Below are 24,310 nucleotides of genomic sequence, written 5' to 3'. Positions count from 1 at the left end.
TCACTGGAATCTTCTTTATTGATTTTTTATTTGCTAATCCATTTGGAGATAATAGGATAATGAAATTCTTTTCCTTTACAGGAGATAGATAATAACATAATTTTCTCAATAAGGAATTTTCTTCTTTTAATATAAATTTTTAGCAATTTATGGTATATCTGTATTACGGGAACCTTTTCGGTTGACTAGGGAGAAAGATTATAAAAATGATATGGGAGGAACAAAAAATGTCATTGAAAAAAAAATTAGGTGTTGGAGTGGTTTCAGCCGCTCTTGGTTTATCTTTAATTGGTGGGGGAACATATGCATATTTTAGCGATCAAGTGGTGACAAATAATTCATTTGCTGCAGGTACATTGGATTTAGCTATGCAACCAACTACTTCACTTAACTTAGAAAATTTAAAACCTGGGGACAAAATATTAAAGAAATTCAATTTAATAAATAGTGGTACATTAGATATTAAAGATCTCATGATGAAAATAGACTATACTGTAAACGATTTAAAACAAAATAACACTACAGAAGATTTCGGTAAACATATTAAAGTACAATTTCTTTGGGATTGGGATCCTGAAAAAAGCCCTGTATACGAGACAACTCTTGCAGAACTAAAATCACAAGGCCCAGAGATTGCCTCCAAAAAAGTATTTCATTCTAAGTGGACTGAAACAGGGGGATTAAAACCTGGGAAAATGGATTGGTTTTGGATAAAGTTTATATTTGAAGACAACGGCACAGATCAAAACGTGTTCCAAGGGGATAGTATTGCATTAAAAATGGAGTTCCAAGCCAATCAAACAGATGGACAAGAAAGATAAATTTAAGAGCAGATTACTTGGAAAAAGTAAAACTGAGTTTATGCCTTTTAATAATTTAAAAGAATGATTACTACATATCTATACCAAAAGCCATTGATATCAGCATTTACGCATGATATCAATGGCTTTTGTAAGTTTAACATTTTGTATGTTTTGTAAAACTAACATTTAATTTATAAATAGTAAACATGTTTAAGAAAAAAGGGGAAAATAAAAGTACCCCCGGACTTTTCTACAAATGAGATGGCAGCGAGCTATAAAAACTTATGCTTAACTTCCTTTTTAATTATTAAAATACCCTTTTAACATGCTTTTTGAGAAACGATTTGGATACAAAGCAACAAGCATTTCATAAGGGCTTCCTTTCCAATAGCGTTTTAAGGGTGTCCATAACTTTTGTTTTATCAGCCATCTTTGATTAAATACTTTTAATAGCTGTTTCTCGTTTAGTTTTTCTTTCTCTTCAATGGTCCACCTTAATGCTTCTAATGCTTTACTTCTAGACCAAAAGCCAACAGGCGTAACTTTAAATTCCCATTCTTTAAAACGTCCTTGATATAAGTCATTAATCATTTTAAATGGACTATTCCCCCACATTAATTGACATGTAGACGCTAATCTGTGAGTCTTTAGCCACTTTATATTGTATACATTCAGTAATTGTTCGGGAGTTAATTTTTCTTTTTCTTCAATGGTCCATTTCAATGCTTCTAATGCTTTTTCTTTTGTCCAGAAGTTATTGGGCGTCATAAGAAATTCCCATTCTTTAAAACGACTGGGGTACAGATCGTTAATCATTGCAAAAGGACTGCTATTCCAATACATCGCCAGAGGGGCACCGAGTTTCTTTCGTTCTAACCATCTTTTACCGTATACCCGTAAGAGCTTTTCTTTTGATAACTTTTCTTTTTCTTCAATCAGCCATTTCAAAATGGTTAATGCCTTTTCTTTCGTCCAAAAATTTAAAGGAGTCATACCAAACTCCCATTCTTTAAACTCACTTGGATATAAATCATTTATCGCTTTAAAAGGACTACTTTCGTATCTATGTTTGAGTAAGCCTCGTAGTTTATATTTTACAAGCAATTGAGTGTTCCACTTTTTTCTGATGTCTTCCTTATTCCATTTTAAAATACTGAGTAATAAATATGTGATTACTCTGCGGGCCTGTTTATTATCCATATCTTCTTTCCAAGTATTCGGAGGGAATCGTTTCCGTTTTCCATCCAATATTTCTTGATAAATTTCTTCTATCGCAACGGCTTTCATTGACAATATATAAATCCTCCTACATTTGTATTTATACAGTATTAGCATTTTAATTAATATATCTATATTAATTAATTTACATGGAATTATCATTAAAAACAATACATAGTTTGTTTTTTCTTAAAAATCTAATTATTAAACAAATGTATATTTGTTTAAATTTTCTAATTTTTGGTATATACTTAATTAAAATCACTATATCTTTATATTAAGAGTTCATTTGTATGGAGAAGCTTAACAAAAGTGATATCATTCGCACCGTTCCGCAAAATGGTTTCTTTGGACATCCCAAAGGACTATTTACTTTATTCTTTACAGAATTTTGGGAGCGATTTTCTTACTATGGAATGAGAGCAATATTACTTTACTATATGTATTATTCCATTTCAAGAGGTGGCCTAGGGATGGATCATGCTACAGCTGCATCCATTATGGCTATCTATGGTTCGTTAGTTTACATGTCTGGAATTATTGGTGGGTGGATTGCAGATTGCCTATTAGGTTCAAGTAGAACAATATTTTGGGGTGGCGTTTTAATTATGATTGGTCATCTCATATTAGCTCTACCAGGAACGGTTAGCACGTTATTTATCTCAATGGTATTTTTAGTACTTGGCACAGGGTTATTAAAACCGAATGTATCTAGTATTGTTGGTGATTTATATAGTGAATCAGATACTCGTCGTGATTCAGGTTTCGGTATTTTCTATATGGGTATTAATTTAGGGGCACTATTATCTCCGTTTGTGATAGGAACACTTGGTCAAAAGTATAACTTTCACCTTGAGAACGGTCATAAGGCTGAAAGAACTGAGAGTTTTAGATATCAGGTACAAAATTATGATTTAAATACGTTACAACTTTATAGTGCAGATGAAGATTTCCGTATGAGATTGATTAAACATGGATAAATATATTAGTAGGGTTAGGTGAAAAAGCCTAGCGCTTATTTTAGGAGGGTATTACATAAATGGAGCGGGTTATACAAGAGTTTTTATCTCCAAGTAAAAACTATAAGGTTCAAATCATTAAAAGAAAGGATGGTCTATATACAACAGAAGCTTATAGGTGGATGGAGGATTGTGGATATGAATTTTGGAGTTATATATCACAAGGATTGACTTTGATAGATAGTGAGGAACATGCGCAAAAGATTGCTATGGAACAACTAAAGGAATGTTCAAGGGATGAGTTTTAAAAATATGCTATTTTATCTGTAAAATTATAAGGAATTATGATGTTTTATTGTTGGTGAAAGAACACAAATCTTTTGTAAGTGAACCTAGTAGTATTAATTTCTAGATTCATATACTTTTATGAAAATACATGCAGTAAATTTCGTTTAATCTTATTTATTTTATAGGAATTATGAGGTATACTAAACGTAGGTGCAAAATGTACCATTTGAAAAAGAGTGCATTGCAAAAAAAGGAATCCGTCAAGGATTCCTTTTTTGTTTTTTTTTAATGAAGCAACGTTCTAATTGTCTCTTTCTTTTTTATGAATGAACTACCACCTTATAAACTTAAAATTTATTTTTGGAAAATTGCCATATTCCTGTAACAAAACAAAGGTATGTTATGTGTGTAAAATATAAAGAGAAAGAAGGAAAAGTTGTGAAAAAATTTTTGCCAATTGTTGCGTTATTAGGCATGATGAGTTTTGGAGTACAGGAAATGAATGTAAGAGCTGATACTTATCACAAGAGCGATTCAAAAATTAGTTTTTGGGATTCAAAAAGGAAGGGTACTAATTTCATGAATAGTACGTCATTGCCTGAAAACTATAAAAGTGCAAAAGAAGCAAATATTGAATATGTTCGTTTAGCACCTGATAAATGGGCAAAAGATAAAGATTTTCTATTTGAGGATAAACCAGATACTTCCGGAAAGGATTTTCTGATAGGTAATGCAGATAACTATCAGGGATTAGTAAAGGAGGATCTAGAAAAATTAAAAGCGGATTTAGATGCTGCCCAATCGCAAGGAATGAAAGTTGTCCTTACAATGTTATCTTTACCTGGTGATCGATGGCGTCAATTTAATAATAACAAGAATGACGACAGAATATGGGAAGAAGAGAAGTATCAAGAACAAGCAAGTCAATTTTGGAAGGATCTTGCTCTGGAACTAAAAGATCACCCCGCGGTGGTTGGTTATAATATTATAAATGAACCACATCCAGAAACAGCTAAAAATAATAGATATAATGATTTTTGGACGGAAGATTACGAGAAATGGTATGCAAAAGTGAAGGGAACGACAGCGGATTTAAACAGATTCTATCAAAAGGTGATTAATTCCATACGTGAAGTAGACCAAGAAACACCGGTTATTTTAGATTCAGGTTTATACGCTACTCCATGGGCCTTTAAATATTTAAAATCAGTAAATGATAAAAAAACACTATACGCATTTCATATGTATGAACCATATGAATTAACGAGCCAAGGTGAAAAACAAAACAAGGAATATCAATATCCAGGATTAGTAAAAGTAGGAGATTTAGAGAAACCTGTAATGTGGAATAAACAAGGATTAGAGAAATTTTTGAAGCCAATCCAACAATGGTCTAAGAAAAACCATGTACCATCTAATCGAATTATTGCAGAGGAGTTTGGAATTAACCGTACTGTTCCAGGAGCTAGCCAATACATGCAAGATCTTATTTCTATCTTCAACCAAAAAGGTTGGCATAAATCATTCTATGCATTCCGTGAAGACACATGGACGGGAATGAATTATGAATTGGGGACAGGAAAAATAAAATGGGACGAAGAGGGTAAACCGATACGCCAAGATAATTCACTCTGGGATGTAATTAAAAAAGATTTACAGGGGTATAAATAGTTTAGAATGTTTGGTTTACGGACTAAATAAATTAGCCATCTCTTCATTTTATCATTTTTGTCAAGAAGACTCCTTCCTCAAGGAACGCGAAGTGAGTAGTTGGGAGATGAATTGGCTTCGGACAAGGGATGGTAGTAAGCCATCTTAATTGTTCGACATACATAAATTGTTACTTCACCAACTATCGAATGTATATTACAAATTTCTTTTAAACCAAATTTTTCATTACAAACTAAGTTTTAAAATAATAAAAAGGGTCATTTTCTTGATCCTTTTTATATTATGTTTAAGACCCAGAACATCTTACATAGCCAGAACATGATATAAAAAAGGGAGGCATAATTAAACTCTTGCTAACTTATTCATCTGAATATTAAATTGAATCAAGTACCATCTGTAAAAGTTGATTGTTTACTAGGATAAAGTGGTATTTAAAAAGATTGTGTGAATTTCTAATTATCAGGACCTAAAATGAAAAGGCTAAAATAAATTAAAGGACATTACATATTTTGTATAATTAATATGTAATGTCCTTTCTTATGTACCTAAAGCACACATTACTTTAGGTACATTTATTCATAATTCACTTCTTTTAAACAAATTTCGATGAATGCAAAAATATTCTTTGCCTCAATGGCACGCCTTCCCCAGTCATGGTAATAGTATAAAACTTGTCCTGAAAACCCAACTTCAGATGGATCTGTATCAATGCAAAGGTAATCTCCGCCACCATTTTCTGCAATTGGAATCCACTTAGTATTCCAAAGAGCTGGTTTAAGCTCTTTTTCAATATCTGGTTCTAAAGAGTTTGATTACGGAAATGATAAAAAACAGATTATAAAAGTAGGTGACGTATTATGCATGAATTAGGAACAAGAGAAGATGTTAAACAATTTGTAAATGAATATATTTTGACGTCTGCCGAGGTACTAGAATTACTAAATATAACTCGTTCTAGATTAAATCAATTGGTTAAAACAGAAAGACTGATTCCTTTAAAACAAGTAACGATTGTTTCTTTGTATGGGAAACCAGATGTAGAAAAAATTAGGTGAAGAACTAAATGTGTTAAGAAAGAAATATTATCCAGAATAGCAACGTTGAAGGGATATGAATTTTGATGAATAATGGGAGGTAGGAGGAATTTCAAAATCTTATCGTTTTTAAAATTGTTACTGTGTTTTCCTATGTTCAATTAGCAAATTTACAGTAAGTGCTTATTGCAATTTTGTAGCAACTGAAAATCTCATTTTTAAAGTAAAAAACCATGTTGTTAAATTTCCTTTCAAAATGGTTTTTTACTATTTTTATGTAAAGTAGGTTTCAAGGTTACAGATTTTGAAGTAAAAGATTATTTATTTACATCTGGCAATAGCATCTGCTAAACTAATTAATTCCTCCATAGTAATCTTTCCCCGTAACTTATCTTTTATGACTTTCTCCATTTCCTTTGTAACAGTCAATCCCTCAATTGCTAAGGTCGCCTTTGCTGCTTCAAAAGCTTTTTGCAGCTCTTCCTCATTTTTAAACATAATTTAGATCCTCTCTTTCAATTTGAATCTATTTTTAATTGTTATTTTTGCTTACTAAACCTAAAAATATATATAAATAAGTTGAATGGGGGTTGCGCCATTACAACTTTATGAAAATAAACGGGATTTAATATCTAATCATTAAAAGGATCAAGCTATATATAAAGAATCTAAAACAGAGATATCTAGTATGGAATTATATTATGAGAACAGAGCATATCAAGTTGAAAAGGATGTATCTATGGATTTGCTTTTCCAGTACGTAAAATACAGGGTACTACATGTTTTTTGTATGGTCATAAATGTAAGAAGAATAAATCATTTGTTAATAAGTGGGGATTTCTAGTGATTCATTACTTTCAAATGATAAAACAAGCACCCATTCGAGTGCTTGTTTTATCACGATTTAGGATTTTCCTCATAAACATGATTTCTATGACTAGGATTTATTCCATCCCTATTTGAGTTTTACTTACTGCTAACTTTTGACCATCTTTTTCAATGAAACTAACGGTGAAATTAGCTCCTGTGCCACCTTTTGCATTTTTACTCCAACTAGCAGTATACGTTTTTATATTTTTACTTGTAGAATCAGATTTGATGTCAGGTTCGCCATATTTAGCAACTAGATCCTCGTATTTATCTCCGCCTTCACCAGTTACAGGGTCACCAGTTTTGATGGTATCCACATCGGCAACCGTTATCTTCTTTTTATCGTCCTTTTTCGTTTCTTGTTTTTGGTCTTGTTTTGCTTCTTTCTTAGCCTCTTGCTTTGGTTCATCTTTCTTTTCTGTAGAAGTTTTGTTTGACGAATCATTACAAGCAACTAGACTCATCGCTAAAGCACTTCCTAATGCAATGGTACTCAACTTTTTGAACATGTTTAATTCCTCCATTTTGAAAAATTGTAAAATTCCACAGATGATTATACCAAATTAAGGTAAATGGTGATGTCGTATTCTGTCGAGATAAGAAAAAAACAATAACGCAAGTTCTACCGTTCACTCTAATTGGTAACGAATCATTATTTGAAGTGTATTGGAAATGTTACTATATATCGTTTTTTCTAAATGTTACAATATAAAAAGGGGAGGTTTTCACATGAGAGATGTAATCGGTGATGTATTAGGAGGACTCTTTATGTCCATCCCTTCAAAAAGGGAAAAAGTCATTCGTAAAAATTTTAAGCGTTTGGAAAAAGAAGCGTGGTTTAAAGAAATAGAGCAAAAATATGGTAGGTTAATGGTTTTTAACCATTCTATTAGAGATTTTGTAGCAAATGAGAACCTAGAGGATATCTTAAAGGATGTTGAGAAAACGCATACATTTCTTCATGAATTAGAAAAACTACTGCAGCAAGAAAAGATTTAATTGACGTAGTAGTGAAGGAATGTTTTATCCGTAAAGGATACTTCAAGCGTAGAAGTCTAAGGATATAGGTTTAGATGAAACAAGAAATCAATTATATGAAAAATTGCTTTATTGAGTGATATATTCAGCTCTTGGAGAATTATTTCTTGTTTAGTGGATAGAATAATTCAATTTGCATGAACATCGTCAAATAGTACAAATCAAAAAGGGAAAATTGTTTTGTGAAGTTGGAAGTGAAAATCATTGTCTATTTTTTGAGCGATTTAAAATAACGTCAAGTTCTTACGTAATATATTAGAAGCTTGGCACTGATCCTTAAAAAGAAAAGACACCAAAGGCGCCTTTCTCCGTATGGAACCATCTTAAGTTTAATGTTATGGATAAGATTCCTAATCAAAATGATTGTTGCAATTTAATATATTTTGAATACATGGCTGTGTGCATTCTTATGACAAATAGATTGTGCACTATCATGCAAGTTAGTATTTTATTAGTAATCATTTTCATCTGAGATACTATTATAACTAGAATTATAAGAAGGACTATCATACCTAGAGGAATCTTCATTTTTGTAACTAGAAGTGCTGTTATAATTGGAGTTACTATATGAACTTTCAGAACTTGAACTATTAGAAGAGCTATAATAGCTAGGGGAACTGTAGTCGTCATAATAGTCGTTAAAATCATCTTCATCATCCAAATCAGAATTTACAACTTTATTTGTATTTGCTTTCTTTCCAACTGATTGAACTCTATAAGATTTATATTAAAAACGTAATATAAATAGAATTATAAATTATTTTTCCATTCCTTATATAAAAAAATATGAATTTGTTACCGCAGAATGGAATGCTTTAGAGAATGTGGTTTGCAAAATAACATACGGAAGATCATTGGAAAAGTGGCATCTGTAATAAAAGAATTTGTAAAAGGACAATAGTTCAGGTTCGTATATAAGTTTTTATCTTGAATATCAAACTTACTGAAGAAGGAAGAGTTTATGTTAAATAAAGTTTATATTTTCAATCACATTAGTCTTATTTTTCCAGTGTGAAAAGGCAAATTTTATTTTCATTTAACGCCAATACTTTCAACCTCTTCTCATTTTTAGTAGGGGTTATTTTGTTTGCGTTTTATACAGTACTTTTTATTACATTCTGAATTAATTTGTATAGCAGAGCATTTATCTCAACGTTTATAATACATATTAAGTATTAGCGTATATGTAAACTGTGCAGGGGGATGTGGGGATTTTTTAAACGGAAAAAGCCAGATAAATTGTCGAAAGAAGAAAGAATTGAAATATATTTTAAAGAGAAAGAGGTGTTCTTCGGAAATCAAGAGAGGTATTATCAGACTTTTAGTTTGACTTCGAATTTGTAAGTGAAGATTTGCAGCATGTACTTTTTCTAGATAAATTCTCTATAAAAATAGCGTATATACAACTTTCTAATGGAGAAAAAGAACCTGAGATAATAGAATTAAAGAGAATGAATGGGTTTAGTATACGCTATGATTCACAACAACTAGGTATTTATCGGGATATAAATTACGGTTTAAATATTCCGTATGCTGAAGAAAAATCTGTTCAAAGTCTTGAACCATCAAAAATGTTCACCATGTTTTTAATTTCTATTTATTTTATACTCTCTTCTGATTGTATAAATGAAGATGAGAGAGTTATTCCATTCTATGACAAGGAGAAGAGCAGATTCTACAAAATTATGAATCCGATCTCTTAGCTGATGTGGAAGATTATGAATCAGTAACAATAGAAGTCATAGATGCAATGGATGGATATCAGTTTGAAGAGTTTGTTGCACAGTTATTTCAAGATATGGGCTATTAGACAGAGGTAACGAGTAGTTCGGGAGATTATGGTATAGATGTTATTGCGAGAAGAAAAGGGTTAAATATTGGCATACAGGCAAAGCGGTATAGTGATAAAGTACCAAACAAGGCCGTACAAGAGGTAATTGCTGGAATTGCGTTCTACAATTTAGATCGGGGTTTAGTTATCACAAATAATTATTACACGAAACAGGCACAAAATCAGGCGAAGAGTACCAATGTACTGTTATGGGACCGTGATATACTGCAGCAAAAACTTCGGGAAGTATACGGAGATATGCAAAATCTTGACAAACGAGAATAGTGGATGGTAATTAGATGTGTTGAAATTAATTGAAATCAAGAAATAAGCTAAAAAAATCCGAAACTAGTAGATCTTACCCCTGAAGAGGAAACGAATATTCGAAAAAATACTGAGTTCGATATGCTGTATAAGAGTAACCCCGTTTTGTATGGAAAGTAGAAAGAACAGACTACTGAAATAGTCTGTTCTTAAATAAATGATACAATTGTAGAGCTTTTACACTAGAATCAATTATTCGCAGGTCGTAGTACTATGACATTTATTATTTTGAAATTTTTTGCACCCATTTAGAATGACCAATAAATGGGGACAGATTATATTGATTATTCGTATATGTAAACCTTGTACACTAATTTTCTTTCGGAAGTACAATTGAACTGTAGTCAAATAGTAAATCACTATGAAAATAACAATTGGTAACCAAATTCGATAGTATGGATCCACTAAAAGAGGACTCAACATGTTCATGCCAACTAGTATGTGCGTAATACCCACAATTGCTGGGAATAGGAATACGAAGAATAACTCTTTATAAATCGATTTTGTTAACAATTCCCGACGAACACCGATTTTATGAAGCATTTGATAACGCGTTCTATCTTTTGATGCGCCAGACAAAACTTTAAACATTAGACAACTTGCCATCATTGCTAAGAACGCAATTCCAACGAAGAAGCCTATAAACATAAGTCCGCTGAATAGACCATGAATGTCATTGTATAGTTAATACTTACTATTTAATGCTTCAGACTTCGCGTTTTTATATTTATCTACCTGCAATTCGTCGAGTTTTTTCCATTTTTTTAAGTATGAATTATAAGCATTTGTTTTCCCAGCAAACACGATATAATAGTGAGGGTACCGCTACATGCCCATCAACTTAAGAAAAATAACTGTCCCAAAAACGATAAAAGGAACAAATGAATTTACTCCTTTTTTACTTGAATTCCACATGACATTTAGTATCAATGATTCCAAAAGCAACTTTACATGGGAACGGATTTTTTCCTGTTGAAGCAGCACGCATACATGAAAGTACCCAATAATCCAATTCTAAAGGTAAACGGAATACTTGGATACTACTATCATCGTTTTTTACTGTTACGATTGGTGTATTTACCCTAGTTGTAGTGAAACCGTCAGTTGTTATCATTGCTACTGCATCATTATTATGAAAACCAGCGCTTAAAACCTCGTAAATTATTCCATCATTCTCATTGATAATCATAGGTATATTTAAATAGGGATAGTTATTTATATCATTATGAATAACTGTTCTTGCTGCGTTCTTTCTTATCTGATTCCCTTGCATTTTATACACTCCTTTATAACAATACAAACGTTTAAATCTATTCTATTTTACATCCAGTATATCCGAAAATTGTAGTGTCAACTTATTATAAAAAGCATCCGTACATATGATAGCGCTATTTAGCGAATCTATATCGATGATGGTCATATAGTTAGTAAGTAAATAGCCGCCTTCATAATATGTAATTAGTATTTCTTCTTCGGACAATAAGGAACATAAAAGCATGTTCTTAATCAGTTCTTTTTCTTCAGAGGTTAAAAAGGGAGATGCTATTTTATTTTTCTCTTTGATCATTTCACGAATTCCTGCGAATCGCGCCCATTTTACCATTCCTAGGCCTTGTTGCATATTAGCGTTGTTCATGCTTTGTGTCCCCCTAACAGTGTGTTTCTGTATCTTGCTGTTGCATTATTTGTATACGAAATTCCTCTTAATATGCTATTCTCTCCAAATTTTGTGCGTATTTCATCCGTTACTTTCGTTAGCTTTATTTCTTGTTCTCTTTGCGTGACATTATCAAAAAGTGAAATTTGTTCTTCTCCTTCTTGAAGTAGGTTTGTTAAGGATATGTTTGTGCTACGAATGGTTTCGCCAGTATATTGCTGATTTGAACTATCTCATTTTTACTTCGTTTAGAAGAAGGAATTCCTAAGTAAAGAGTTCTATCGAACTCTAATTTATTAGGCTAGTTCCACAGTCCTTGCGGTTAGAAGCCTTATCGTTGCATTCTTTAGAAGGAGTCATCTTGGTTAAAATGATAAAAAATGTGAAAATCGACATCTAAGATGACCCTATTCAGTAGGATTAAATAATTGTACATTGTAATTATTTTTAAAAACAAAAAGAACGTTAGTTCTCATTATACACGAACGTTAGTTCTTTTATAAAGAGGTTTTAAAAATTTCTTAAAATTAATTTTTTTGTTAAGAAGAATATGTAACAAAGGGGTAAAATCCCTAACAATAAAAAAGTAGTGGAGAGATAATGTTATTGATATAGCATATTTAAGAGACATAACTTTAGGGATTTTTAAACGTTTTATGAGTCCAGGAGTTGGTAGATATGATTCATAGAGATATTGATATGTTGATTTATCAAAGAGTTCAACAGTTCTTTAGGTCCAAATTATACATAAAGGAAAGATAATATTTTGTTCTGATGAAGAACAAAAGTTCAATTTTGAAATGCAGGCTTTAAAAATGTATTTAAAATTGAATGAGGAATAATAAATCAACGGAGCAACTTCCAGTGACTTCATAAAAGATGCACTAAGGGAAGTTCTATTTACGTATGTCTAAAATACAGAATTTTACTTAAAGATTGTAAAAAAGTGTCTTTTTATTTTCTCAACTGTTGAATTGCTATAAAACAAGAACTCTTCCTATAGCAATTCATGAGTTAAGAGGAGAGAAAAGTATATAAATAATTAAAGTTAAATATTATAATAATATAGTAAAAAGGACCTCTGTTTCATTAAGAAATGTGTATGTTCCGATTTGAAATTTAAGATGTATGAAATAGCCACTTGTATATTGAACGGCGTTGAAGTTACGCAAGTAATGAAGGCCAACTTAACTTATAGGTAAAATCTACTTAAAATGAAGTTGGGTTCATACATAAGTTATTTAGAAGTGCGTCATAATCTGTCATTAAATAGGCTTTATTGGGTCTATATTTCTATCAAATGTTTTTTGCAACTGAACCCTTTTTTAATTTGCTTCAAGCCAATTGTAAGAAGAAAAATGAAAAGTGGTTTCATAGGTTTGTTGGTTTTCTATCTTTTTCAGTTTTTTCACTTCGTTTTGACGCTTAAGAGTATTCTCTCTAATACGGTCTACAAGATTATTAGCGAAAAATGCAGGTTCGTATTCAATTACTTCGCCTTGGGATAAATACTTTTTGACGTTCATAGCATGTTTACCTATTGCATTTAATACATCTACCTTGTGGAATGTTGTAATTCCAGCTTCTGCAAGTATTTTCTTCACAACATTAAGTGCCTTTAGATCGGGACAGATCCCAACTTGTTCAAGGATAGGGTTTAATAAGGCATAATTATTTTTTTGTAAAACAATATTATTTTTAAGTTCTTCTATTGGTTCTTCATCTATTTTTGATTTAGAAGATTTATTTGGGTTTGTATCATTCTCGTTGGGATAAATCTCACTAAGGTCAAGATTACTAGAATAAATATTATTAGGATGTACTTTTTCCTCCCCTAGGGGTGGAGTTTTCTCCTCACTAAGGGGTGTACTTTTTCCATCACTAGGTACCGGAATTTCTCCTTCCCTAGTAATGGAATTTTTCTTATCTACTTTTTTTACACCGTATTTATCTATAGCAGTAGCTATACACTCTTCTAATGTTTTTAATGGTTCTTTCTTCTTTTTCTTACGCATCTTAACATGTTTGTAGTATTCTTTTTCACCAAGGAAATGTGCTAATGACGCTCCACTAGGATCGGGTTCATTCAAGTAGATTCGATTAGCGCCTCCATCTACTGATTCTGTGGATACAAGTTCTTCAGCTATAAGCTCTTCCATGAACTTCGTAACAGTTTTGTTTGAAATATTTAATGAGAATTCGATTTCTTGATTATCTAAAATACAATAAATATCACCTTTTTCATCTACGAAGGCAGGCGTGTCGTTTCCGTTATCAACTGAAATTTGTGTTGTATATATAGATAAATTAAATCGATCTCTTATTAACATGTATAGTAATTTCGCACCGATACTTAAATTCTCACGATATTGTTTTTTCCAAATGAAAACTTTAGGTAGTTTGTAGAACTCTTCGTTTGGTATATCCTTTATATTAATTCTCTTTTTTAACATAAAAAAGCCTCCAGATTCATTGGTAGTATAATAGTTTGCAAAGGACAAAAGATTAAAAAGGTAAAGAGCAGTATTTTTGTACTATTAAAGATGATAGATTTTCATACTAGAACAAATACAAATTGAAATATTATTTTACGCATTCCAATTTAGACTCAAAACGAAAATGTAAGTGTTCTTACTTTTAAATTTTGTCCTAGGCTCGATGTGGCGAACATCGCAGCCTATTTTTTAGGTTAATTTTTATGAAATGTCTCGAAAAAGTATTGACAAATCGGATTTAATGATGTTTATTTTTCTTGGTTTTATCATACAAGGGACAAATAGCGATTGCAATCACCTTTTTTACAAATACTAACTTTAGTTATTTAATGACAAAAATGTTATTTTCACTAAAAAACAATATTAACTTTGTTAATCTAGTGTTTATTCAACAAAATAGGATATATTTTTATTTGTTACATGAATGAAATATGTCGATAATGTCATTTATCTGAAAGATAGGAAAATTAAGTGAGATATGGTTTTTGTAATTAAGTAGGGGCTAAAGCTCCTACTTTTCTTGTGTTTTTAAAGTTTACAATTTTTTTCTGAAATGAAGTGGTGCTTTTGATAAAATTACTAGCATTTTTTAAATCAAGTGTTTATGTTACCTACATTAAGAAAACATTAGGAGGAATTATTTTTGAAAAGCCTTAATATTACTATTTATACAATTAACAGTGCAGAAGGAGAAAGGGTTGCAGAAAAATTAGCCAAGTACGATTTAATGGCGACAAATAAACATATTGTACGAGATCGTTTTACTTTTACTGAGTTCAAAGCTTTGTTAGCGTTAACAGACAACGGTTTAGATGACTTATTAACTCAACGTGGTAGTACAATTGATTTTCTTACTGAACAAGGGATTGATCTTGATGACTTAACGTTACGTGAAGCATACAATGTCATTCTTCAAAATCCGAAGTTGCTAAAAACAACTATCTTGACAGACTGGAACAGGATTGCATTTGGGCTAAACGGTACGAAGATGTTCCTTCCACGACATTTAAGAAAGCAAGAACAACGGAAGATGTACTTAAAACCAGAAGCACAAATCGAGTACGAGGAAGCTAGTTGAATATAAAAGTTACTAATCATGTGTAGTAATTTGAAAAAAATTTCGACTTAACTGAAATATTTTAGTGTATTCCTAATACTAGTAGGGCTAAAGATATAATTAATCACCTTGTTAGTTATACAACATTACATACATTAAGAATTCATAAGGGACAAGTTAAGTGTGAAGATTAGTATGGCGAATTCTTGAAGAATATACCAAGTTTTTAGAAACAATTGCAATATTGTTTTGCATTGTATTGTCAATAAAGATTTTAACCAATCCTTAGTATGTGAAGGTTTTCTAATTATCTATACAGAATTGAAATCATTACCTAATAGGAAGTATTAGGTCTTTATTATTGGCAGGGTAAGCTGAATGAGTTACGAACGGATGTTAGAAAATATTTCAATGGTAAAAGAACATATGGTACTTTGGGACATATTAAGTGTAGTAACGAACTTGCTGTGATTGAGGGATTGACTAATGTAGTAAGTAGACTGTAATTACATATTTGATTATTAAGACATATTTAGCATTTGTTCGCAATTTTCAATGCATATTTGAAGTTATTAATCGGAGTAATAGATCGTAAAGGACCTGTTTTGATTGGATGAGAATTGACTTATCGAATCAGTGGTCTTTTTTTTTATTTTTAGTGGATTCTACTGTATTCCTCTATAAAAATATAATCTAATCTATTGAAAAAACAAAAAACTATGTGATAAAGGATTTTTCAAATGACAAATATACTAAAAGAAATTTATGTAAATAACGAACTAGATGTACTAGTAGACACTAATACGGAGGTGTTAGAAGCAGCAAAACTAATGAAGAGACTACAATCTCATATTAGTGAATTCTCCTACAATTTAAAATCTAGTGGAATGCAGGAGAAGGAAATTGTTTGTGGTGGACAGATTCAGAGTATTGTAAACATGAATAATCTAAGTGATAATGCGAGTGCTAATATTGTCTATGTAACACTTAATGATGGTTTTGGTGAGCTACTAATTGTAGTACCAGTAACTTTATGGCAGAAACTCAGTGCTAAAAAAGGTGATGTTGTAATTGCGAGTGGGAAAATGTTTGCCTTAAAAAGAGATTGTAAATTCAAATCAAGGGCAAATACAGATATTATTGTTTCACATGGATTTGAACCTTTTCGTGTGTTAGTGAGAGAAATTAAATTATTATCAGAATAAAGCGTTGGATAACGTCTTATTGATTTAATGAAAATTACAAGTGTACAATTTTCTTCTGACCTATTGACTTTTTGTTCTCAAATGGTTTTGTTTGTACATGCAAAAAAATATAACGTCGAATCCTCTTAAAGCGACTCAAAATAAGAGGTAAGATGAGGTGGGCTGATGCACTTCATAAAATACAGTCTGTAGTTTTAAAGAATTCAAAAGGAATATGAACAGATTGACAACAGAAGAATTAGGACCGGTAGAAGGTAGTGTTCTGGATGCAGTACCAGATGTAGTTGTTCCTCACGTATCTGGTTTTCTAGTTAGAGGAATTATACATTAGATTGCATTACATTAAAAACAAAAGAAGATTTCTTAAACACTAATAAACACCTCTTAACTAGAGTGGATTTTCATATTTTTGAAATTGCAGATAGCGAACGCTATATAAATCGAGTAACAAATAACTAAGCAAACTAAGACAATACAGGAGGATTTTAACTATGCAAAAAACATTAGCTAAAGAATATATTGAATCTGTAGCAAAGGCTTTATTAGAAACATCTCCAAGAGAGGTAATAGAATTTAAAACAGTATTAAATGCACACCCACAAGGTAATGAAACTCATGCAGGGATTAACGAAGTAATTTCTCGTATTTTCACTGATCCATTATTGACAGAACTCTTATCTATTGTAGGAATTGAATCTGATGAGAAAACAATACAAGAACCAATTCTTGCTAGCTTATTAGCTTCTCAAATTTCAACTCAACAACTTTCTAAACAAATTCGTGAACAAGTAGCGAAAGTAGATATGGATTCTTCAGTAATGATTCCTTACATGAAATTAGAACCAAAGGCTAATCTTTCAGCTTTCATCAAGGAACAAGCTGCTTTCAAAAAACTTGTAGAAGACATAAAGGCTCAATCCGAAGTGAATACCAAAGAAGATTTTGCTGCAAATATTAAAGATCAAGTAGAACAACAAAGACCTGCTAAGACTACTGAGGGAAAAATAAAAAGTATCCTTGATGAAGTTGTTAACGAAATTATTGAAGACGGAGCTGCTAGTCAAACAGTTTGCTTAGACCCTAGTGGAATTAAGGTTTACGAAATTCTATTTTCTTCTGTTTTCTATAAAAAGGCAAATATGTTAGGTTTTAAAGAGTCTGTAGAGTACAAGCACGAATACACAGCATATATCCTAAGTGAACTTGCTACTTATTTAGTTGAAGAAGAAGGCTTTAAACTATCCTTTGAGGTGGTAGAAGATAAGGTAGTAGCAGGTTTAGCTTAATAGCCTGGTATTAAAGAATATAGGATGGAAAAGGCTACCCTTGTTTTCTGGAAATAGTGTAGTAGACAAATGGTAAAAACAGTGCGGTACAGAAAAAAATAGATATATCAGTTCTCTTCATTTAGGAGGGCTCAATAAAGTAGATTAAGTTTAACCTTGAACTAAAAAGAGGAAGTGGTTAATTTAGTCGTGCATTTTAATCTATACGGAGGTGTACGACTATGGCCATTCCAGTTATACAAAATCTTGTGGCTGCAAGTAAATATCCAATCAAAGCTCCTTATTCTATGAACGCAGAGTATATTACAGTGCATAATACGTATAATGATGCTCCTGCAAAAAACGAAATAAATTACATGATTGGAAATAACAATGAGGTTTCATTTCATTTTGCAGTAGATGATATTGAAGTTATTCAGGGTATTCCAGTTAATCGTAATGCTTGGCATTGTGGAGATGGCAGTGGGAATGGAAACCGAAAATCTATCGGTGTTGAAATCTGTTACTCGTTGTCTGGTGGTCCAAGATACGAAAAAGCTGAAAGTTTAGCAATTAAATTCGTCGCCCAACTGTTACGAGAACGCGGATGGGGAATTGATCGTGTGCGTACTCATAAGAGTTGGACAGAGATTGGTGTTCGAAACGGTAATTCTAGAGCAGTTAAGAATTGCCCACACCGTATCTTAGATGAAGGGCGCTGGAATAGTTTCTTAGCAGCAGTCCAAGCTGAACTTACTGGTACGGGTGCAACTATAGCACCACCAGTAACTCAACCGCCATCTTCAGATGGTATTGGTGTTGTTGAGATTCTTGTTCCAGAACTTAATGTAAGGGAATTTGCTAGCTTTGATTCACGAGTTGTTAAGACAGTGAAAAAAGGTGAAATGTATCAAACTTGGGGACTATCTAATGGTCTATACAATGTTGGAGGAAACCAGTGGGTGTCAGCAGGTCCTGCTTATGTTAAGTTTAATCCTGCAGGAAGTTCTAATGGAAATCCAGAAAATCTAGCGGGAAAACGTGATCCAATTGGGAAAATTACAACTACTGCAAATCTAAACGTTCGTACACAATCTTCTACAGATGGGGATATTATTCGTACTATCCCTAATGGAGAAACGTGGAATATCTACGATATTAGTGGTGGATGGGCGAGAGTGCATGATGGTTGGGTTTCTCTATCTTATGCAAATCTAACAAGATATTAATTTCCAAAAAAGTAGGCACATGTTGTGTCTGCTTTTTTATTTAGATAATTTAAAAGTTATTATTGACTTTATTTGATCATAGGGTTTTATTAATAATCTAGCAAATATATTTAAGATTAAATTAATAGATTTTAGGATGGTCTTCGCTGTGAGGAAGAAGAACCTAGTATTCGATACTAGATTAGGGGAGTGGTAGGAGCCCTTAATCTAAATATAAAAAGTAAATACCGGAAAATAAAAGAGAAGTACTTATGATTTTAAATATTATTTCTTCTCCGCTTAGCTGTGAGAACGCTTATCTTACACACATAGAGTTACAGGTTCAAGTTCGTCATTTTAAAAAATTATAGTTCTATAGCTCTGCATAGCCTATGCGGTAGCACGGATTAAAATACCGTTTGGGTCGTTTGTTTTTAATAAAACGAAAAGGAGTTTGATATTAGTTGAAAACATTTTTAAGCAACTTAGTCCCAAGGGTTTATAAGAATAGAAATACAATAATTATTTATTGGCTAGGTTATGAATTAGTACTAGGTAACTAATGTAACGATAATACTACAGATAGATATACTAATGGTCGAAGAGGATTCCTAGCTAAGTGGGTAGTAGTTGGTAAGGTTTACGCGATTTTGTAACCTGTTCTTTCTGGTAACTTATGATTATTTTCTCACTCGTACTATTAACAGATTAGATATATTTAAAATACTATATACGCCTAATGTAAAGAGTTTACTTGTGTAGAAAAAACTACGTGGGAAAGCTCTTTTTTTACCTTGATTTTTAATTTTTAAGTGCTTACGTTTTGAGAGGAGTTATTTATTAACAACTCATAAAAGCAGTTTGACGTTGTTTCATTAAAAACATTTTACTATAACATGAAATGTTTAAGGAGTACTTCTATTTTCATAAATCATGACACTACTAATGATAATCATATTTTAATAGAAATATGTAGGTATTTCTTTCAAAAAGATAGTAAATAAACTATCAGCAGTCTCCTTTTAATAAACTATAGAGAAAAATAGGGAAGAAATGCAATCTTCACGTGTCATAAATAGAAGTAAAGTTTTTATACAGGATTTTAAAGAAAAGTAAAATCTCCACTAAATCGGCTGTATTTCTGTTGTTAAAACTGCTTCATGACTATGTGGCAAATGAAACATTTTTACCAAATTAATTAAACATTAGTTGGAGGTAATTTATTATGCATCAAATTATTACAATTACGGGTCGCTTAACTCGTGATCCTGAGAGTAATACGTATGGTGAAAAGACAGTTTGTCGTTTTGCTGTAGCAGTAGATGATGGGTATGGAGATAAAAAAACTACTGATTTCTTTAATGTATCTGTTTGGGGGAAAATGGGTGAAAAGGTACAAAGATACCAAAAGAAAGGTTCTGTTGTGCAAGTAATCGGTAAAATGAAATCTTCTAAGAAGGATAAAATTACGTACTGGGAATTACGCGCAAATAACATTTTATTTTTTACCTTTGATAATAATAGTAATCAACAACAAAATAACTTTGAAATGTTCACTGGTGACATAAATATCAGTGATGATGATTTACCATTTTAAAGTAGGTTATTTATTGGTGGAGGTGATTATATGAGTGATCAGAGAAGGTTACGGTCGGAGTTAAAACAAGGGCTCCATCAATTTACGATGACCCTTTATAATTCTTATAGACAAACTTTATCGCATGAAAAATCTGTAGAACAAATATCCAACTGCTTAATAGAAGAGTATGAATATTTAACTAAACAAGTTATGAAACAAGAAAAAACTTTTAATCTTGGAAGCCTTGTTGAAAAGGTGGAAAAACGTGCTAAGGATGAAAAGGACCCCGTAAAACAGTTTGAGTTGTATGAAGATGTGGAAATTCTATTGCGTGCACAGGAACTTGTTACAAAATACGAAACGGGGAAGGGTAATAAATGAATATTGCAAAATTAATGTCTACAATTAATAAGTCTTGGTTTTGATAATAGAATGTTTTGTCGATTAAAAGATGATATGACCCATTTCATATCAACAAAGAAAGATAAATTTATTATGGATTATAAAAATTTTTTTACTCAGTCACAAAACATTAAAAATTGATTTAATACAGTACTTCCTATAAGAGATTCCAATACCTTTAAAAATAGATTATTTCTATTTAATAGATGTAAACTTTGTTTTTGGAGGATTTGATTATTTTCAATTTAGGGGTGAACAATTAAAGGATAAAGATATTGTTGTTATTGTTAGTCAGCAAACATATAAATTGTTCCTACCAATAGTTTCTCATCTTTATTCTACGCGCATTCATAATACACTCAATGAAGTAGATTCATACTTTCCTATGTTAGACAGTTCGGAATGGTCAACTAAAATACATTCCTGCTATAAAAAAGTGAGGATTACGACCATTCGTTCAGTATATATTTTTTGAAAGGAAGGGTTAGCTATGCTAAAGAATCGTTCATGTTCATGGTGTGATAGCACCGGTATTACGGAGAAAGGATTTTGCTGTATGTGTAAAGGGAAAGGGTATATGGAAGTAATTGATCAAGCAGTGTTTGCTGCAAAACAACAACCTAACTTATCATGTCTTATCCGCGCTATTTCTAAGCATACGACTCCGGAGCAATTTTCAAACATCATGAATGATTGTTAAGTCTTAGCCAATTAGTTCAAAAGCTCCTTGAAAGAGGCTCCCTTTTTTTAGAGTTAATACCCTTAACTAAAGTAGGGAGAAAGGTAAATGTACTAAGGTAAAGATGTTTGTAAGTCACTTGTTTGGTTTATATATGTATACAAGTTTAAATTTACCAGTTGATTATGATGATAAGGAACAAGAAAGGATCTAACCTGGCTTCCTAAAATTATTAAAAACCGCTACATTGAAATCCCTCGCTTAATACTCTAAAGAGATGTTTGAAAGAGGGATTTCAAATTAGGGGATGAAGCTGCATCAGAGGATATAGTTCATAAGTTAAAAGAAGCTTACGAGCAATTTAAAATTCCTACTAGCCTTGAAAAAAATAGTGGATGTAAAAATTTTGGAACTTGGATATGTGGTTAAGGTAAATTATGATAATTGTATGCACCAATGAGTGAAAGCTTAATAGCAACAATAATAGAACTTGTTTACTCTCCCTCAAGAACATGATTTTGTAAATGTGATTTAAGTTGGGAGAAGAAAAAGTAGGATATGGCTCTAATCTCTGTAATTCGTTATGGTGATTAAGTACCATATCTTCTTTTTTTGGGGTGTTGCATATGTTTAAAGATATTTTAATGAATAATAAAGGGGCATTAATTCGAATTATTGTCTTTGTACTAGCTTGGTTGAATCAGTATTTGACTTCTAAAGGCTATCAACCTTTACCTGTATTAGGTGAAGCAGAAGTTGCTGCTGTTGTTACATTTATCGCATCAGTGCTGACATTGATAAATGATAACAAGGTAACGTCAAAGACAAAAGAACTTAAGGAATAATGTCATCTTGTAAGACGGGCTTAAATGTTCGTCTTATTTTTTTACCGACTTATTGACGTTTTCAAATTAACTGCTTACGTTTCTATTGGGAGTTGTGAATAGGAGGATTTGCATTTATGAGTACTTACATTACCAAACGAAAATACAGCATTTAAATTGTAGCCACCAACTATAATAAATGCGAAAGGTAGGCGCTAAATCCGTTTGAAGAAGTTGAGCGCAATAGATATTACATTATAGGTAATGATGAAGTTGAGAGTTATGAAGAAAATTTAATAGATAACCAATTAGATAGAAAATATTTTTGTATAACCGAAAGGGGAAGCTCAAGATGATAATTACAGAACATGCCGTCAGGAGGTATAAGCAACGTGTTGGAAAAAGAACTGCTTCTAAGAAACGTGTTGTAATGCAAATTAATCGAGATCTTGCTCGTGATGTAAAATACCGCAAACCTTCTAAGGTTAAGAATCATTATATATTAGTAACATCTAGATACCAAGCTGTTTGTTACAAATCTAGAGTTGTTACCATCACTGGTCTGAAAGAGGATGTTACCAACTACAAGTATACCACTCGTTGTGATCAGGAGTTGAGTCTTGTTGCATAAGTGTAGTAAGAAACAAATGGCAAATATGAGAATGCAGTAATTTGTAAATTATGTAAAGAGATTCGGCTTTATAAGAACACTCAAGGAAGGGCCAAGAAATTAGAAACCAGAAAGAAAAGCAAACAGCTGGGAATGCCGTTTAGAAAAATAGAGATTTAAAACCCGGGATTACTTAATGGTAAAAGATAAAAAAGCTATAAATAAACGTTTTAAAAAATAATTATTAATCCTAAGTATTGGTTTTTACATATACATTTGAAGCGTTTTGAGAAAATTGCCCCCACTGCGTTTTTTCGTTTTGATGAAACATATCTACTTTATTTATCTAGTGAGATCATTCAATCAAGAAATAAAAAAATCCGAGAGGAAAATGAAAAGATAAATTAGTTAGAATATTTAGAAAGATGACAATGATTTCATTGAATGTTTATGTAAAGTTAATTGGTATCTTAAAAGGGAGTATGACAAAATTATTAGAGTGTAATACATATGTTTTTATATCTTAGGGGTGAAAAATTTGAATTCAGCAAACTTGGGTTGGTTTGTTTTATCTCAAACAATTTTGGGAATTGGCAGTTATGCAATTATGTGCGCTATATTCTGTTTAAGGTTCCATCGAAACATTACGATAATTTCTCTACTTTCATTTTTGACTAGTATTATTAATTACTCCATCTACTTTAATAAACAAGAAGGTATTGGTTATTTAGTACCGATTATAGGAATGCTGATAACTTTCCTTTATTTAGCTGTTATAGAGAAGCTTTCTATTATTTGGGCACTTGTAGTGACTGTTGCAGGAGGTGTCATTATACCTCTTATTATTCAAATTATGATCATATTTGCTTCACTTGGATTTTTTAGTCCTTCTGAATTGAAAGAGCATATTTGGAGGAATTATGCAATGGATATTACATCTGGTTTTAGCTATGCTTTATTAGCATTTGTTCTTTATTCTCAAGAGTGGACTTTTAAATTTGATTTCGAAAAAATACGTTTTAAATATGAGAAATATATAGTGATAGGAATTTCTCTTGTTGCGGCAATTGTTCTACCTGCTTCAATGTTTATGACACATGTAAAAGGTACTGATTTGAATTTAATATTTTTAACTATTAGCTCAACTTTAGTATTTATTCTACTTTTAATATTTTCCATAAGAAAAGAACGGACAGAAAAACAGTTTGACAAAACAATTAAGGAGGTAAAAACGAATGCTCAAAAAAATGATGTTTAATCTTTCAATGGCTGCAACTAAGATGTCTATTACTA

Annotated in this window: 22 protein-coding genes and 6 pseudogenes; 19 read left to right on the top strand and 9 right to left on the bottom strand. The window is 31.7% G+C overall.

All coding sequences use genetic code 11. From position 1 onward, the window contains the following. Positions 1-227 precede the first annotated feature (227 nt). Positions 228-821, top strand: coding sequence for a TasA family protein (locus DPQ31_RS29015; protein ID WP_046960325.1), 594 nt, complete (start codon positions 228-230; stop codon positions 819-821). A gap of 282 nt (positions 822-1,103) precedes the next feature. Here the strand turns inward: DPQ31_RS29015 and DPQ31_RS29010 are convergent, their stop codons facing one another. Further along, the gene (locus tag DPQ31_RS29010; RefSeq protein WP_208731446.1) at positions 1,104-2,096 is read right to left on the bottom strand and encodes a DUF4046 domain-containing protein; all 993 of its coding nucleotides are present in this window, start codon (positions 2,094-2,096) and stop codon (positions 1,104-1,106) included. Between the two features lie 218 nt (positions 2,097-2,314). On the opposite strand from DPQ31_RS29010, the pseudogene DPQ31_RS29005 reads away from it, so the two are divergent. From DPQ31_RS29005 to DPQ31_RS28995, 3 genes and pseudogenes are all read left to right on the top strand, one after another. After that, positions 2,315-2,884, top strand: a pseudogene (locus tag DPQ31_RS29005) (peptide MFS transporter); the annotation flags it as partial. Positions 2,885-3,060: 176 nt separating this feature from the next. Then, positions 3,061-3,288 (top strand): hypothetical protein, encoded by a 228-nt coding sequence (locus DPQ31_RS29000; protein ID WP_208731444.1) that lies wholly within the window; start codon positions 3,061-3,063, stop codon positions 3,286-3,288. 382 nt (positions 3,289-3,670) lie between these two features. Then, positions 3,671-4,939 carry a glycoside hydrolase family 5 protein gene (locus tag DPQ31_RS28995; protein ID WP_208731443.1) on the top strand — a complete coding sequence of 423 codons (1,269 nt, stop codon included), beginning with the start codon at positions 3,671-3,673 and terminating at the stop codon, positions 4,937-4,939. A 572-nt stretch (positions 4,940-5,511) separates the two neighbouring features. On the opposite strand, the pseudogene DPQ31_RS28990 reads toward DPQ31_RS28995, so the two are convergent. Continuing rightward, positions 5,512-5,748, bottom strand: a pseudogene (locus DPQ31_RS28990) (SMI1/KNR4 family protein); the annotation flags it as partial. Positions 5,749-5,796: 48 nt separating this feature from the next. Between DPQ31_RS28990 and DPQ31_RS28985 the strand changes: the two are divergent. Continuing rightward, entirely contained in the window at positions 5,797-5,994 is a 198-nt protein-coding gene (locus DPQ31_RS28985) for a DNA-binding protein (RefSeq protein WP_261797495.1), read from the top strand. Positions 5,995-6,294: 300 nt separating this feature from the next. Here the strand turns inward: DPQ31_RS28985 and DPQ31_RS28980 are convergent, their stop codons facing one another. Next, positions 6,295-6,471: an antitoxin VbhA family protein gene (locus DPQ31_RS28980; protein WP_179862561.1), complete on the bottom strand. Its 177-nt coding sequence runs from the start codon at positions 6,469-6,471 to the stop codon at positions 6,295-6,297. Between the two features lie 446 nt (positions 6,472-6,917). Next, positions 6,918-7,352, bottom strand: coding sequence for a hypothetical protein (locus tag DPQ31_RS28975; protein ID WP_097882079.1), 435 nt, complete (start codon positions 7,350-7,352; stop codon positions 6,918-6,920). 220 nt (positions 7,353-7,572) lie between these two features. On the opposite strand from DPQ31_RS28975, the gene DPQ31_RS28970 reads away from it, so the two are divergent. Both DPQ31_RS28970 and DPQ31_RS29935 read left to right on the top strand, forming a co-directional pair. Then, complete coding sequence (locus tag DPQ31_RS28970) at positions 7,573-7,842, top strand: hypothetical protein (protein ID WP_208731442.1); 270 nt, start codon at positions 7,573-7,575, stop codon at positions 7,840-7,842. Positions 7,843-9,706: 1,864 nt separating this feature from the next. Then, positions 9,707-9,997 (top strand): annotated as a pseudogene (locus tag DPQ31_RS29935) (restriction endonuclease); the annotation flags it as partial. Positions 9,998-10,363: 366 nt separating this feature from the next. On the opposite strand, the pseudogene DPQ31_RS28960 reads toward DPQ31_RS29935, so the two are convergent. The 4 genes and pseudogenes from DPQ31_RS28960 to DPQ31_RS28945 form a co-directional block, all read right to left on the bottom strand. Next, positions 10,364-10,843 (bottom strand): annotated as a pseudogene (locus tag DPQ31_RS28960) (ABC transporter permease); the annotation flags it as partial. Between the two features lie 91 nt (positions 10,844-10,934). Then, positions 10,935-11,309 carry a hypothetical protein gene (locus tag DPQ31_RS28955; RefSeq protein WP_098000087.1) on the bottom strand — a complete coding sequence of 125 codons (375 nt, stop codon included), beginning with the start codon at positions 11,307-11,309 and terminating at the stop codon, positions 10,935-10,937. 42 nt (positions 11,310-11,351) lie between these two features. After that, complete coding sequence (locus DPQ31_RS28950; protein WP_208731441.1) at positions 11,352-11,672, bottom strand: YolD-like family protein; 321 nt, start codon at positions 11,670-11,672, stop codon at positions 11,352-11,354. Next, positions 11,669-11,917: pseudogene (locus tag DPQ31_RS28945) on the bottom strand (DNA repair protein); the annotation flags it as partial. The gene DPQ31_RS28950 and the pseudogene DPQ31_RS28945, both read right to left, overlap by 4 nt. A 372-nt stretch (positions 11,918-12,289) precedes the next feature. Between DPQ31_RS28945 and DPQ31_RS29605 the strand changes: the two are divergent. Beyond that, positions 12,290-12,535: pseudogene (locus DPQ31_RS29605) on the top strand (nucleotidyltransferase domain-containing protein); the annotation flags it as partial. A 483-nt stretch (positions 12,536-13,018) separates the two neighbouring features. On the opposite strand, the gene DPQ31_RS28940 reads toward DPQ31_RS29605, so the two are convergent. Further along, positions 13,019-14,146, bottom strand: a complete 1,128-nt coding sequence (locus DPQ31_RS28940) for a replication initiator protein A (RefSeq protein ID WP_098126736.1) — start codon at positions 14,144-14,146, stop codon at positions 13,019-13,021. A gap of 685 nt (positions 14,147-14,831) precedes the next feature. On the opposite strand from DPQ31_RS28940, the gene DPQ31_RS28935 reads away from it, so the two are divergent. The 11 genes from DPQ31_RS28935 to DPQ31_RS28880 all read left to right on the top strand — a co-directional run bounded on the left by DPQ31_RS28935 (position 14,832) and on the right by DPQ31_RS28880 (position 24,275). Next, positions 14,832-15,266, top strand: a complete 435-nt coding sequence (locus DPQ31_RS28935; protein ID WP_000838805.1) for an ArsC/Spx/MgsR family protein — start codon at positions 14,832-14,834, stop codon at positions 15,264-15,266. Positions 15,267-15,985: 719 nt separating this feature from the next. Further along, a complete protein-coding gene (locus DPQ31_RS28930; RefSeq protein ID WP_208731440.1) occupies positions 15,986-16,450 on the top strand; it encodes a DNA-binding protein in 465 nt (154 codons plus the stop codon). Positions 16,451-16,941: 491 nt separating this feature from the next. Further along, complete coding sequence (locus DPQ31_RS28920; RefSeq protein WP_208731439.1) at positions 16,942-17,736, top strand: hypothetical protein; 795 nt, start codon at positions 16,942-16,944, stop codon at positions 17,734-17,736. Between the two features lie 221 nt (positions 17,737-17,957). Next, the gene (locus tag DPQ31_RS28915) at positions 17,958-18,944 is read left to right on the top strand and encodes an N-acetylmuramoyl-L-alanine amidase (RefSeq protein WP_208731438.1); all 987 of its coding nucleotides are present in this window, start codon (positions 17,958-17,960) and stop codon (positions 18,942-18,944) included. Positions 18,945-20,148: 1,204 nt separating this feature from the next. Further along, positions 20,149-20,520 carry a single-stranded DNA-binding protein gene (locus DPQ31_RS28910; RefSeq protein ID WP_208731437.1) on the top strand — a complete coding sequence of 124 codons (372 nt, stop codon included), beginning with the start codon at positions 20,149-20,151 and terminating at the stop codon, positions 20,518-20,520. Between the two features lie 30 nt (positions 20,521-20,550). Beyond that, positions 20,551-20,883, top strand: coding sequence for a hypothetical protein (locus DPQ31_RS28905; protein ID WP_098820951.1), 333 nt, complete (start codon positions 20,551-20,553; stop codon positions 20,881-20,883). Between the two features lie 328 nt (positions 20,884-21,211). Continuing rightward, the gene (locus DPQ31_RS29600; RefSeq protein ID WP_257209475.1) at positions 21,212-21,379 is read left to right on the top strand and encodes a dihydrofolate reductase family protein; all 168 of its coding nucleotides are present in this window, start codon (positions 21,212-21,214) and stop codon (positions 21,377-21,379) included. A 15-nt stretch (positions 21,380-21,394) separates the two neighbouring features. Further along, the gene (locus tag DPQ31_RS28895; RefSeq protein WP_000916955.1) at positions 21,395-21,604 is read left to right on the top strand and encodes a hypothetical protein; all 210 of its coding nucleotides are present in this window, start codon (positions 21,395-21,397) and stop codon (positions 21,602-21,604) included. 605 nt (positions 21,605-22,209) lie between these two features. Then, complete coding sequence (locus DPQ31_RS28890) at positions 22,210-22,428, top strand: phage holin (RefSeq protein WP_208731436.1); 219 nt, start codon at positions 22,210-22,212, stop codon at positions 22,426-22,428. 331 nt (positions 22,429-22,759) lie between these two features. Then, positions 22,760-23,038, top strand: a complete 279-nt coding sequence (locus DPQ31_RS28885) for a hypothetical protein (protein WP_208731435.1) — start codon at positions 22,760-22,762, stop codon at positions 23,036-23,038. Positions 23,039-23,546: 508 nt separating this feature from the next. Further along, positions 23,547-24,275: a hypothetical protein gene (locus DPQ31_RS28880; protein ID WP_261797494.1), complete on the top strand. Its 729-nt coding sequence runs from the start codon at positions 23,547-23,549 to the stop codon at positions 24,273-24,275. Positions 24,276-24,310: the final 35 nt, after the last annotated feature.

Origin of the sequence: Bacillus sp. COPE52 (assembly GCF_003355115.1) — a bacterium.
Taxonomy (GTDB): Bacteria; Bacillota; Bacilli; order Bacillales; family Bacillaceae_G; genus Bacillus_A; species Bacillus_A toyonensis.
Note: the sequence above shows the minus strand (reverse complement) of the source record. Positions and strands in the feature narration are given on the sequence as shown.